At 35.0% G+C, this 12,969-nt stretch carries 12 protein-coding genes; all 12 read right to left on the bottom strand.

Annotation, left to right across the window (positions count from 1 at the left end; translation table 11 throughout):
* Window positions 1–101 precede the first annotated feature (101 nt).
* The 12 genes from spoVM to coaBC all read right to left on the bottom strand — a co-directional run bounded on the left by spoVM (window position 102) and on the right by coaBC (window position 12,788).
* Window positions 102–182 carry a stage V sporulation protein SpoVM gene (spoVM, locus tag AC3ASS_RS12010; protein ID WP_488283764.1) on the bottom strand — a complete coding sequence of 27 codons (81 nt, stop codon included), beginning with the start codon at window positions 180–182 and terminating at the stop codon, window positions 102–104.
* A gap of 107 nt (window positions 183–289) precedes the next feature.
* Entirely contained in the window at window positions 290–940 is a 651-nt protein-coding gene (locus AC3ASS_RS12005; RefSeq protein ID WP_488283763.1) for a thiamine diphosphokinase, read from the bottom strand.
* A gap of 13 nt (window positions 941–953) precedes the next feature.
* Complete coding sequence (rpe, locus tag AC3ASS_RS12000) at window positions 954–1,604, bottom strand: ribulose-phosphate 3-epimerase (protein WP_488283762.1); 651 nt, start codon at window positions 1,602–1,604, stop codon at window positions 954–956.
* A gap of 1 nt (window position 1,605) precedes the next feature.
* On the bottom strand, window positions 1,606–2,487 hold the full coding sequence (rsgA, locus tag AC3ASS_RS11995; RefSeq protein ID WP_488283761.1) for a ribosome small subunit-dependent GTPase A: 882 nt from the start codon (window positions 2,485–2,487) through the stop codon (window positions 1,606–1,608).
* A 92-nt stretch (window positions 2,488–2,579) separates the two neighbouring features.
* The gene (gene pknB / locus AC3ASS_RS11990) at window positions 2,580–4,547 is read right to left on the bottom strand and encodes a Stk1 family PASTA domain-containing Ser/Thr kinase (protein ID WP_488283760.1); all 1,968 of its coding nucleotides are present in this window, start codon (window positions 4,545–4,547) and stop codon (window positions 2,580–2,582) included.
* 5 nt (window positions 4,548–4,552) lie between these two features.
* Window positions 4,553–5,302 carry a Stp1/IreP family PP2C-type Ser/Thr phosphatase gene (locus AC3ASS_RS11985; RefSeq protein WP_488283759.1) on the bottom strand — a complete coding sequence of 250 codons (750 nt, stop codon included), beginning with the start codon at window positions 5,300–5,302 and terminating at the stop codon, window positions 4,553–4,555.
* A gap of 5 nt (window positions 5,303–5,307) precedes the next feature.
* Entirely contained in the window at window positions 5,308–6,387 is a 1,080-nt protein-coding gene (gene rlmN / locus AC3ASS_RS11980) for a dual-specificity RNA methyltransferase RlmN (protein WP_488283758.1), read from the bottom strand.
* Complete coding sequence (rsmB, locus tag AC3ASS_RS11975) at window positions 6,384–7,727, bottom strand: 16S rRNA (cytosine(967)-C(5))-methyltransferase RsmB (protein WP_488283757.1); 1,344 nt, start codon at window positions 7,725–7,727, stop codon at window positions 6,384–6,386. Before rsmB ends, rlmN begins: the two co-directional genes overlap by 4 nt.
* A gap of 1 nt (window position 7,728) precedes the next feature.
* Window positions 7,729–8,673: a methionyl-tRNA formyltransferase gene (fmt, locus tag AC3ASS_RS11970; protein ID WP_488283756.1), complete on the bottom strand. Its 945-nt coding sequence runs from the start codon at window positions 8,671–8,673 to the stop codon at window positions 7,729–7,731.
* The gene (def, locus tag AC3ASS_RS11965; RefSeq protein ID WP_488283755.1) at window positions 8,670–9,152 is read right to left on the bottom strand and encodes a peptide deformylase; all 483 of its coding nucleotides are present in this window, start codon (window positions 9,150–9,152) and stop codon (window positions 8,670–8,672) included. Before def ends, fmt begins: the two co-directional genes overlap by 4 nt.
* Before the next feature lie 19 nt (window positions 9,153–9,171).
* Window positions 9,172–11,589 (bottom strand): primosomal protein N', encoded by a 2,418-nt coding sequence (priA, locus tag AC3ASS_RS11960; RefSeq protein WP_488283754.1) that lies wholly within the window; start codon window positions 11,587–11,589, stop codon window positions 9,172–9,174.
* Window positions 11,586–12,788, bottom strand: a complete 1,203-nt coding sequence (gene coaBC, locus AC3ASS_RS11955) for a bifunctional phosphopantothenoylcysteine decarboxylase/phosphopantothenate--cysteine ligase CoaBC (RefSeq protein WP_488283753.1) — start codon at window positions 12,786–12,788, stop codon at window positions 11,586–11,588. Before coaBC ends, priA begins: the two co-directional genes overlap by 4 nt.
* Window positions 12,789–12,969: the final 181 nt, after the last annotated feature.

The following is a 12,969-nucleotide window of genomic DNA, read 5'->3' as shown; positions in this document are numbered from 1 at the left end:
TTTGGTTTGATACTTTTTAAACAAGACTTTCCTTCCATTCGGGCAGATAAAACAATCATCCTGTTCAAGATAGGTCCTTAAAACTTGAAGTAACCGAATCATTATTTTTTATTAAATGTCCCTAACAGTGCCCGAATAATTCCACCTAAAAAACGCGGCAATTTAATTGTGTAAAATTTCATCCAACGTCCCTCCTCATGCATCTGACCAGACTCAACTTCATTCGTTTGAATCTTTTAACAGTATATTCAAACGATTCATGGATGTACATCCTTCTAAAGATTAAGTTCTAATCATCACGACTCCTTACAACCATTAATATGCCTTCGGAAAAAGAAAAAGTACCATAATCTAGAATAAGTTCATTACTTATACATAGTGTAGATGAAAATAAAATATTCCTATTTTTCAATGGATATTTAAATCCTACTAATGTTAAATCTTTTACTTCTTCTGATAACGGTATAAATGAAACATATTTCATGTCAAAGATTTTAGGTAAATGGTAGGTTCCAGGTTTTCTTACAAATACAATGTTTTGTCGGTCAATCACTTCAACGGAGAGTTCTGGATTTTCTTTCAAAATCCAAGATAATAAATGAATATTCGCAAATAAATGGTCCAATCGTCCGCCAGTTGCTCCAAAAATCTTCATTTCCACAGGATTTTTTTCTAGAGCCAAACGAAGAGCAAGTTCCATATCTGTTTCATCTTTTTCCGGCTTAAAAATTTTCAGTGAAGGCACAACATGACGAAATAATTCCAACTCTGTAGATAATATAGAGTCAAAATCACCAATAGCAATGTTAGGTCGAATATCTTCATTTAATAAATATCGAACACCACGGTCAATTCCAATCCAAACGACATCTTCTTGATGAAAATCTTTTAAACTTGGAATGTATTGAGAAGGGCCGCCTGCAACTAAATAAATTTTCATATAAATGCACCCTTTAACGTTTGCCGCGAATCAATTGAATGGCTTCTTTTCTATTTTCTGCATTAAAAATAGCCGATCCTGCCACCAAAACTTCTGCTCCTGCTTGAATACATAATGCTGCAGTCTCTTGATTTACACCACCATCTACTTCAATTTCGAATGACCATCCATTTTGGTCTTTTAATTTTTTCACTTGATTAATTTTTTGTAGAACAGAATGAATTAATTTTTGTCCGCCAAAACCTGGATTAACCGTCATCAGCAGTACTAAATCCACATCAGGTAATATTGGTTCTATAGCAGATACTGGAGTAGCAGGATTTATAACAACTCCTGGTTTCACTCCTAAAGCACGAATATGTTGAATCGTTCTATGTAAATGGGGATCACTTTCTACATGTACAGAGATAATATCTGCTCCTGCCTTAGCAAAGTTTTCTACGTATTGTGCGGGATTTTCAATCATTAAATGAACATCTAACGTTAATTCGGTAATTGGACGGATAGCTTCAACAACTAACGGTCCCATAGTAATATTTGGAACAAAATGGCCATCCATTACATCAATATGGATATAATCTGCTCCTAAAGCTTCAACTTCTTTAATTTCTTCTCCTAATTTTGCAAAATTTGCTGATAAAATTGATGGTGCAATTTTAATCATGTCAATACCTCGGCTTTCTATCACGTATTTCTTCTATAAAACTTTGATAATGTTGATAGCGAAATAACGCTATTTCTCCAGTTTCAACTGCCTGTTTCACTGCACAATTTGGTTCCTTCAAATGTAGACAACCTCTAAATTTGCAATTTTCCCCTACTTTTCTAATATCAGGAAAATAAAACGGTAGATCTTCAAGTTCTATATCTATAAATTCAAGAGAGCTAAATCCTGGTGTATCTGCTACTAATCCATTCTGAACTTCTAAGAGCTCTACATGACGAGTGGTATGTTTTCCTCTCCCTAAATGATGGGAGATATGATTGGTTTTTAATTGTAAATCAGGTCGTAAAGCATTTAATAAACTCGATTTTCCAACTCCTGATTGTCCTGCAAACATAGAAATTTTTCCATCAATAAATGGAAAAAGCGACTCTACTCCCTCTTTCGTCTTACATGAGCTTAAAATAACATCATAGCCAATGTTACGATAAATGTTTGCATACTTCTCTATAGACTCTTTTATTTTTTCATCTGCTAAGTCCATTTTCGTAATAACGATAATAGGGACAATTCCTTTTGACTCAATAATAACAAGAAACCGATCAAGTAAGACTGTATTAAAATCAGGTTCAACGGCTGAAAAAACGAGAAATGCTTGGTCAATATTAGCAATGGGTGGACGAATTAATTCATTTTTTCGGTCTTTAATTTCTAATATATATCCTTCTTCATCATTTTCAGCTTGATAGACCACATAATCCCCTACTAATGGGGTAATCTTTTGTTTACGAAAAACTCCTCTTCCGCGACATTGAATAATATTTTCACCCGTTTTTACATAATAAAATCCACTTAATGCTTTTACAATTTTCCCTTCTGCCATAGCATCACTCCTTCGTTTCATTTTTTTCGATTGAAAAAGAGGAATGAAACAAGTATGAAGCTATTCCTCTTGTCTCATTCCTTTTTCTATTGCTAGTTGTTTGGATAATGAATGATTTCTTCTTCCACAACTTCTCCATCTCTCGTAATTTTATATTTTCCTTGTGTATTTGGAGCAATGAGAAATTCTAGGCGAACCGTCCTTGTCTCAGTAATTGTAAAAGTGCGAGAAGGTGTTTGATAATCATTGTTCATATCATCAATAAAAATTTGAATGGTTTGAGGAGTACCCTCACTTCCTGTATATTCAATTTTCACTTCTCTCGAAACTTGCTTAGGAGGTTGTTCTTTTGGGCCTTTCGATATGACGACAATAACCGTATCTCCTTTTTTCACTTCCGTTCCTGGAGGTGGATCTTGAGAGATAATATACCCTTTTGGAATCGTATCGTGATATTCTTCATTTGTCATATCAACTTTTAAACCATGGGTAGCAGCATAATCATTGACGCCATTTACGCTATATTCTTTTAAATCTGCTAACTTAAAGGTTTCTGGCCCTTTACTTACGATAAATGTAATCACTGTCTCCTCTGGTACAATTTCTTCATCAGGTTTAGGATCTTGATCTATAATAGTTCCTGGTTCACTATCATCAAATACTTCTTCTTTTAATATATCTTTATAATCATCTTTTAATATTTCGACGACATCATCAAACATTCTACCACGATAATCGGAGAAAGATAGTTTTTCCTTTCCAGTACTAATATAAATATTTACTTTAGTACCTTCATTAACTTTTCGACCTTGTTTCGGATCCGTCTTTATCACATGTTTTTCAGGGATTTCATCACTGGTAAGCTCCAAAGTTTCGCCAATTTCAAGTCCAGCATCAGTTAGTTTTTCTATAGCTTCTTCCAACTCAAGTTCTCTTACGTCTGGAACTTCTATCTGTTTAGGACCGAATATTCCAGGAAACATGATGAACGTAAATAATGCTAATAACACAATAGCACCTAAAATAGAGGCAATAATAATTTTTCGTTTCTTTTTCTTATTGTTTTTCTTGTCCTTTTTTACCGCTTCTTCAGTTTTCCCATTTTCATTATTTTGATTTTCTTTATCGTGAATTTTTGTTTCTTCTAAGTTTCGAAATGGTTTCTCATCAGCTATGACCGGAATTGCTTTTGTTGCTTCTTCGTCAACTGGTACTCGAAATGGAGGTTCATTGATGCGATCCGGATCTAGCGAGGTATGTAAATCTTCTTCCATTTCTTCAACACTATCATATCGATAATGTGGGTCTTTAGCCGTTGCTTTCAAAATAATATTTTCAACACTTTGCGGAATATCCGGATTCCATTGTCTTGGAGAAGGTGTTTCATTTTGCAAATGCTTTAGTGCAATCGAAACGGCAGATTCACCAGAAAATGGAAGTCTACCTGTTAATAACTCAAACATAACGATACCTAATGAATAGATATCTGATTTCTTTGTCGCCATTTGCCCACGGGCTTGTTCCGGTGATAAATAATGAACAGAACCTAGAACCGAATTCGTATGAGTAATAGTTGTTGCACTTAAAGCAGTAGCAATACCAAAATCAGTAATTTTTACATTTTCATTTTTATCTACTAATATATTTTGTGGCTTGATATCACGATGAATGATATGATTTTGATGGGCATGTGCAATTGCTGACGTTAATTGTTTCATAATGTCCAGCGCCTTTTGTACTTTTAGAGGCGAATGATTTTGAATGTATTGCTTTAACGTCAATCCTTCCACATATTCCATGACTATGTAATAGATATCTTCTTCTTCCCCCACATCATATATGTTTACGATGTTAGGATGAGCCAAACTTGTTGCTGACTGAGCTTCACGGCGAAAACGACGAATAAATTCTTCATCGTTAGAGAAATCTAATCTTAATATTTTGATCGCCACATCCCGTTCTAAAATCATATCACGGGCTAAATATACATTTGCCATACCGCCGCCGCCAATAAGATTTATGATCTTATAGCGTCCGCTTATTCGTTTTCCTATTAACATTTTATTCACCCAGCCTTAGTGCCATTATTAAACTCAAGAATAATTAACGTAATATTATCCTCTCCCCCATATTGGTTGGCCAAGTCTATCATTTCTTGAGCTTTTTCATTAATGGGGCAGTCTTTTAACAATATTTGTTCCATTTCTTGGTTCGATAATTTATTAGAAAGTCCGTCAGAACATAATAATAAATAGTTACCTTCTTCAAAAGTGATTGTTTTTATATCAATTTCTACCGACGGTTCAGTTCCTAAAGCTCTAAGAAGGACGTTTTTCCGAGGATGGTTTTCGGCATCCTCTTTAGAAATTTGTCCAGTCTTTACCAGTTCATTTACTAATGAATGATCTTCCGTCAATTGTTTAAATCCCTCGTCGTTTAATATATAACAACGACTATCACCAACATTGGCAATCGTAGCAAATTGTTCGGTTACAATAGCTGCTACGATCGTTGTTCCCATTCCTTGACACTCTGGATTCTTTCCTGCCTCTTGAAAAATATATTGATTTAGCCTGTTTATATGTTCTATAAACCATTCTTCGATACTTTCAGGAGTTGAAAATGAATCAGTATCATCCCAATATTCTTTTAATTTTTTTAAAGTAAGCGAGCTAGCAACGTCCCCCGCTCGATGTCCACCCATACCGTCTGCAACAAATGCTAAATATATACCCGCTTGATTGACCAATACGCCACCGTTATCTTCGTTGTGAGTTCTAATTTTCCCACGGTCAGATAAAAATACAGCCTTCATCCCATTCACCTCGCTTCTTCTTTCCGCTCCTTCGCACGGAGTTGCCCACAAGCCGCGTCAATATCATGTCCTTGTTCACGTCTTATCGTAACATTAATGCCACGATTTTTTAAGGTCTTTTCAAATAAGAAAATCTGTTCTCTAGGGGTTCTTACATAATTTCGTTCAGGCACGTAGTTAACTGGAATTAAATTCACATGAACTTTATAACCTTTAATCAAAGAAGCTAATTCTTCCGCATGTTCCACTTGATCGTTTACTCCGCCAAAAAGACCATACTCCAGCGTCACTCTTCGACCGGTTTTTTCGATATAATACTTGATCGCTTCCATTAAATCAGGCAGCTTATATGCACGATTTATCGGCATCAATTTACTGCGAAGCTCATTATTTGGTGCATGTAATGAAACAGCAAAATTAATTTGAAGTTTCTCATCAGCGAATTTATAAATTTTCGGAATGATTCCACTTGTTGATACAGTAATATGTCTTGCACCAATATTCAATCCTTTTTCATGATTGACAATCTTTAAAAATGATAGGAGTCCTTCATAGTTATCAAATGGTTCACCAATTCCCATGACAACTATTTGGCTAACTCTTTCATTCGTTTCGTCCAATACTTTTTGCACTTTAAGTACTTGTGAGACGATTTCTCCTGCCTCTAAATTTCGCTTTAAACCGCCTAATGTTGAAGCGCAAAACGTACAACCAATTCTGCAGCCGACTTGTGTTGTCACACAAACAGAATTTCCATACTCATGTCTCATTAATACAGTTTCAATCGAATAGCCATCCGAAAGTTCAAATAGAAATTTAATTGTTCCATCCTTTGATGTTTGCTTTACAATCGTCTTTAAAGGAGATAATGTAAATCGTTCCTTTAATTTTTCTCGGAAGCCTTTTGGTAAATTCGTCATTTCCTCAATGGAATCGACCCTCTTTTTATATAACCATTCAAAAATTTGGTCGGCACGATACTTTTTTTCTCCTTCTTTTTCTACCCATTCTCTTAATTCTTCTAACTGCAGAGAATAAAGCGATTTAAGCTGAACTTCTTTTCCTTCTAATGTTGATTTGGTCATGATGACACCTTCTTTCTAAAACATGCGATAAAAAATCCATCGCTTCCTAAGTCTTGAGGTAATATTTGAATCATATGGTTTTGAACAAACGGCTGAACGAGTTTAGGAACACGGTTGATGATCTCTATATCAGCTTGAAAATCAGGATGACTTTCTAAAAACTTTTTAGAAACTTGTTCATTTTCATCATGGTCAATGGAACAAGTACTATAAACTAACCGTCCGCCCTTTTTCACGAGTTTGGATGCTTCATCTAACAGTTGAAACTGTACAGAAGTTAATGCATATACATCTTCTTCTGTTTTTACATATTTAATATCTGGCTTCCTCCGAATGACACCTAATCCGGAACACGGAGCATCTACAAGGACTCTATCAAATGATTCACTTTCAAAAACTTTAGATGCTTCCCTACTGTCCAATACACGTGGTTTAATATTTGAAAGTTTTAATCGTTCTGCATTTTCTTTTATTAACTTTACTTTATGTTCATGTAAGTCTAAAGAAGTCACAGAACCTGTATTTTTTAATAGTTCACCAATATGGGTAGATTTTCCTCCAGGTGCTGCACAGCAGTCTAAAATATGTTCACCTTTCTCTGGAGATAGAACATATCCAACGAGCATGGAACTTTCATCTTGGATGGTTAATAATCCATTTTTAAAAGCGTCCGAGTTTGCTAAATTTCCTCTTAAACATTTAATGGCAGAAGGAATAATTTCACTTCTTTTTACTTCAAATCCTTCTTCATTTAATATAGAAATAACTTCTTCCACATCTGTTAAATATTCATTCACACGCCCCGTTTGAACAGGTGTGCGTAAATTTTCTTCACAAATTTCTCTTGCTTTTTCAACTCCAAATTGACGAACCCATCGTTTTACGAGCCATAGTGGATGACTTGTTTCAATGGAAATTCGTTCTAAATCATCCTTAATTTCATCCAAAGATGGAATACCTTCTCGTTGAATGCTACGTAGCACACCATTTACGAAAGAAGCAATTCCTTTATGTCCTCTCTTTTTCGCAATATTTACAGCTTCATGAATTACTGCCCGATCTGGAATTTTCGTTAAATAGACCATTTGGTATAGTGAGAGTCTTAGCAATTGACGAACCCAAAGGTCAATTTTACCTTTCCTTAAAAATGATTTCAGGTAATAATCTAATGTCATCTTCCTTTGTAGGGTTCCATAAGTGAGTTCTGTTAATAATCTCGCATCCGCCTTTTCAAGATGATATTTTTTTATCGCATTATTTAATAATAAATTGCTATATGCTTGTTGTTTTTCGATAGACTCTAAAAGTTCCAATGCAATCTCACGTGCGTTTTTTTTCATCTTAATCCCCCAAGACGGTACCAACTAATCGATCTACGTTGATTCCTCTTAAAAATTGTTCCGCTGACATTCTCTTTTTTCCAGCAGGTTGTAATTCAGTGATTTTAATAGAAACATCATCACCTGTCTGAACAATTAATCCATCCTTTTCTACTTTAATAATCGTTCCAGGCTGTTTGTCAGACTTAATGCTTATTTTTTCACCCCACCAAACTTTTAAAACACTACCTTGGAAAGTAGTATAAGCCACTGGCCAAGGATGAAGTCCTCGGATATGGTTATAAATGTCTACTCCAGAACGGCCCCAATCAATTTTTTCTTGTTCACGTTTTATGTTATAGGCGAATGTCGCTTCTTCATCGTTTTGCTTGATGGGAGTAATATCTCCATTTAATAATTTAGGAATTGTTTCACTCAATAATTTAGCTCCAGCTGCACTTAACTTATCGTGTAATGTCCCTACATGGTCTCTCTCATCTATTTCAACTTCAACTTGACTGATCATGTCACCCGCATCTAATTTTTCCACCATATACATGATGGTGACACCTGTTTTTTTCTTACCTTGTAATATCGCATAATGAATTGGTGCACCCCCTCTTAATTCAGGGAGTAATGATGCATGAACATTAATACAACCATATTTTGGTCCATCTAGCAATTCCTTAGGTAATATTTGTCCAAAAGCAGCTGTAACAATCAAATCCGGCTCTAATGATAATATTTTTTCATATTGCTCTTTTTCTCTAATTTTTTCAGGTTGGAAAACAGGAATATTGTGTTTTTCCGCTTCTACCTTTACCGGTGGAGGAGTTAAAACTTTTTTTCTTCCTACTGGTCGATCTGGTTGTGTAACAACCTGAATAATTTCATAGCCATCATCAATTAGCTGTTGTAATATTGGAACTGAAAATGCAGGAGTTCCCATGAAAACTATTTTTGTCAATCTTCCGTCATCCTTTCCAGTTCTTCTTCTGTATAAAACCTTTTTGCTTTAGAAGTAAACAAAATCCCATGAAGATGATCAATTTCATGTTGAATAGCTCGTGCGAAAAAGCCTTCTGCTTCCATTTCAAATTCTTCTCCAAATCGATCTTGGGCGCGCAATCGAATTTTATAAGAGCGAATAACGTCACCATAAACATTTGGAATACTTAAACAGCCCTCGATGCCTATTTCTTCACCTTCAGAATATACGATTTCAGGATTAATCATTTCTAATCGTCCGTTCTCTTCACCAGTTTCTACAATCGCAATTTGTTGGTCAATTCCGATTTGTGGAGCTGCTAACCCAACTCCGTCTGCATGAACCATTGTTTCATACATATCGTCTAACAATTGATGTAATGAGGAATCAAAAGCCTCCACCTTTTTTGTTTTTTTATTTAATATATCAGCAGGATGTAATACTATATTTAAAATCACAAATTCACTTCCTCTCTTTTTACATGAAAGAAAAAGGATTTAAATCTATCGAAATAGATAAATTTTTATCTTTTTTCTCGATTTCATAATGGTGGATGATTTTTCTTAAAGTTTCAAGTAAATGTGATTCACGTTTGTATTTTATCAAAACTTGATATCGATATCTATTGTTTATTCGGGCGATTGGTGATGCAGTAGGTCCTAATAAAATAGAATCTTTTGATAAAGAGTTTTGTAAAAAACGGCTAATTTTTTCCGCAATATTAACAACTTTTAATAGATCGTTATGAGCTATATTGATTAACACTAAATAGTAAAAAGGAGGATATTGACCAATTTTTCTCAATTTCATTTCTTGCAAGTAAAATTGTTCGTAGTTTTGCTCACCAGCTAGGACAATACTATAATGGTTAGGAGTATACGTTTGGATGATAACCTCACCTTCCAAATGATGCCTACCTGCTCGTCCACTTACTTGGGTTAATAGCTGAAATGTTTTTTCTGAAGCACGAAAGTCAGGTAAATGTAGCATAGTATCAGCAGACAACACACCTACTAGAGTGATATTCGGAAAGTCTAACCCTTTAGCAATCATTTGCGTTCCAAGTAAAATATCCGCTTTTCCTTCTCCAAAAGCAGCTAGTAATTTTTCATGGGCTCCCTTCCTTGATGTAGTATCTACATCCATTCGAATAATTCTTGCTTCCGGTAACAATTTTTGCAACTGTTCTTCCACTTTTTGTGTACCTGTCCCAAAATAGCGTATATGTGTACTACCGCAATCTGGGCATTTTGTCGGCACTATAGCTTCATACCCACAGTAATGGCATTTCAGTTGTTCTGTTACGCGATGGTACGTTAAGGAGATTTCACAGTTAGGACAATTGGCAACCAACCCGCAATTTCTACACATGATAAAAGATGAATGTCCTCTTTTATTTAAAAACAAGACAATTTGTTCTTTTTTTTTCAATCGATCTTTCATTTTTTCAATCAGTAATGTGGAAAACATCGTACGATTGCCGTTTCGTAATTCCTCTCGCATATCAACAATTTCTACTGAGGGAAGTGACTGTTTATTCATCCTGTGAGATAACGTCAATAAGTGATATGCACCTTTTTTCGCTCTGGCAAATGATTCTAATGACGGTGTTGCGCTGCCAAGAACGACAGGACAATGATGAAATTTTCCTCTTTCAATGGCGATATTTCTTGCATGATATCGAGGGTTTTCTTCTTGTTTATAGCTTGTTTCGTGTTCTTCATCAATGATAATAATGCCTAAATTTTCAAATGGAGCAAAAATGGCTGATCTCGCACCAACTACTACTTTTACTTCTTTTCTTTGAATTTTTCTCCATTCATCATATTTCTCACCGACTGAAAGCCCACTATGGAGAACAGCTACTAAATTCCCAAATCTTCCTTTAAATCTTTGTACCATTTGTGGTGTCAATGAAATTTCTGGAACTAATACAATCGCTTCTTTCCCTTGATCCAGTACTTTTTGAATAGATTGTAAATATACTTCTGTTTTTCCACTTCCTGTTACCCCGAATAATAAAAACACTTCATGCCTCTCTTCGAAAATCGCCTGATGAATAGGTGTGATAACTTTTTGCTGTTCATCTGTTAATGGTAAATGTTTAGTTTGTTTAAATTTTTTATTATCATAAGGATCTCGATAAACTTCTTGATCAAAAATTTGAAATAAACCTCTATTTAATAGAGGCTGAATCGAGCTTCTTGTTACCTCTAATTCTTTCAAAAGAGTCGACAATTCAACCGGTTCAAATTGATTTTGAAAATATTGAATAATTTTTTTTTGATTTTTTGCCGTTTTGGCTAAATTCTCTTCTTCCTTTTTTAGGTCATCAATCGAGACTGCGGGTTGGATGAATTTCACTTTTTTTCTGTTTACTTTGTCACGAATATCGTAAGTTATTTCGAGCCATCCTTGTTGTACAGCGTCATAAATAGTTTTAGGAGATAGAATTTGAATACATCGATCCCATTCAACCGTCTCCTGTTGATGGAATAAATCTTTCATTTCTTTTGATAAACTATCATCTTCTAAATTTGATGTTTTTCTTACTAACTTTTTATATTTTGCTTTTAATGCTGCTGGTAACATTGCTTGATATGCAGCAATTTTAAAACATAGCGTATCTCTAGTTAATATGTCCCCTAATTGCAACAATTCATCGTTTAATGACGGACTCAATTCCATCGGTTCAATAATTTCTTTTAATTCATGAAAAGAAGATTCACTCTTTAATTCTTGAACGAATCCTAATACTTGCCGATTGCCAAAAGGGACAATGACTCGCATTCCCTGTTGAATGATTCCTATCCAACGTTCTGGTATTAAATAGTCAAACGGCTTATCAGTTGGAAAAGTCGGAACGTCTACAATAACAGATGCAATATTGTTCATGACCGATCCATCCATTTATGAATTTCTTTCAAAATTTCGTAAGCAACATCCTTTTTTGACATTTGCGGCAACTCTATTTTTTCCCCGTTTCGTTTAAAAATGGTAACAATATTGGTTTCAGAACCAAATCCTGCACCTACTTTTGTCACGTCATTTGCAATAATCATATCTGCATTTTTCTTTTCCAATTTCTTGCGTGCATATTCTTCAACGTTGTTCGTTTCCGCCGCAAATCCTACTAAAACTTGATCCTTTTTTCTTTTACCAAGTTCAAATAAAATATCTTTTGTTCTCTCCAATGTAATAACAGCATCCTCATCGTTCTTTTTCATCTTTTGCTGAAACACTTGTTTAGGTCGATAATCTGCTACCGCCGCTGTTTTGATGACAATATCCGCATTATCATATTGTTTCATCACAGCTTGAAACATATCTTCAGCACTTTCCACGTAAATGGTTTCTACTTGTTTAGGTGGTTCTAATTGAACCGGCCCAGAAATCAGTGTTACATTGGCCCCTAAATTATTTGCAACTTCTGCAATCGCATATCCCATTTTTCCAGTAGAAAAATTAGTTATGTAACGAACAGGGTCTATTTTTTCTCTCGTTGGGCCTGCTGTTATTACAATTCTTTTACCTTCCAACCAATGTTCGTTTTTCCGTTGAAAATAATCTTTTACAAGCTGCACAATTTTTTCCGGCTCTTCTAATCTTCCTTTTCCTACATATCCACAAGCTAAGTAGCCTTCACTTGGTTCAATGAAACGTACACCTCTTTGATATAAAGTATCGATATTTTGTTTAACGGCCGGATGATCATACATATGAACATTCATCGCTGGTGCACACCAAACAGGTGCTGTTGTTGCCAAAAGCGTTGTTGTAACCATATCATCGGCAATTCCATTTGCCATTTTCCCAATTACATTTGCAGTTGCAGGAGCAACAATGACTAAATCTGCCCAATCTGCTAAATCGATATGAGAAATAACACTCGGATTTTTTTCATCAAATGTATCTATGTAAACTTCGTTTCTCGAAATTGATTGAAAGGAAAGAGGAGTAACAAATTTCATTGCACTTTCCGTCATAATTACTTTCACATGAAAACCTGATTGAACTAATTTACTGGTAAGTGCTACTGCTTTATATACAGCAATACCTCCAGTCACACATAACAAAATATGTTTTTCTTTCATCGGTCATCATCCCCTTAGTTCTTGTCAAATGATTCAATATTATTATGAAGGAAAAACTCGAATATTGCATTAAAAAGGCGTGGTCAATATATCAGGAAAAAGAAGGTTCTATGTCAAATGTTGGGGTTTAGGGGCTACCGCGCTTTCGTTTGGTGGCCTCTGAATCGTAGGATGGAATTTT

The sequence above is a fragment of the Bacillus sp. JST-5 genome (assembly GCF_057747715.1).
This window is presented reverse-complemented; position numbering and strand designations above follow the sequence as displayed.

What these genes read in the sequence shown, in the direction of transcription:
- rsmB (WP_488283757.1), bottom strand. Translation starts at nt 7,727, where the DNA reads ATGAAAAAAAACGCACGTGAGATTGCATTGGAACTTTTAGAGTCTATC.
- rlmN (WP_488283758.1), bottom strand. Translation starts at nt 6,387, where the DNA reads ATGACCAAATCAACATTAGAAGGAAAAGAAGTTCAGCTTAAATCGCTT.
- priA (WP_488283754.1), bottom strand. Translation starts at nt 11,589, where the DNA reads ATGAACAATATTGCATCTGTTATTGTAGACGTTCCGACTTTTCCAACT.
- rsgA (WP_488283761.1), bottom strand. Translation starts at nt 2,487, where the DNA reads ATGGCAGAAGGGAAAATTGTAAAAGCATTAAGTGGATTTTATTATGTA.
- coaBC (WP_488283753.1), bottom strand. Translation starts at nt 12,788, where the DNA reads ATGAAAGAAAAACATATTTTGTTATGTGTGACTGGAGGTATTGCTGTA.
- spoVM (WP_488283764.1), bottom strand. Translation starts at nt 182, where the DNA reads ATGAAATTTTACACAATTAAATTGCCGCGTTTTTTAGGTGGAATTATT.
- rpe (WP_488283762.1), bottom strand. Translation starts at nt 1,604, where the DNA reads ATGATTAAAATTGCACCATCAATTTTATCAGCAAATTTTGCAAAATTA.
- AC3ASS_RS11985 (WP_488283759.1), bottom strand. Translation starts at nt 5,302, where the DNA reads ATGAAGGCTGTATTTTTATCTGACCGTGGGAAAATTAGAACTCACAAC.
- AC3ASS_RS12005 (WP_488283763.1), bottom strand. Translation starts at nt 940, where the DNA reads ATGAAAATTTATTTAGTTGCAGGCGGCCCTTCTCAATACATTCCAAGT.
- pknB (WP_488283760.1), bottom strand. Translation starts at nt 4,547, where the DNA reads ATGTTAATAGGAAAACGAATAAGCGGACGCTATAAGATCATAAATCTT.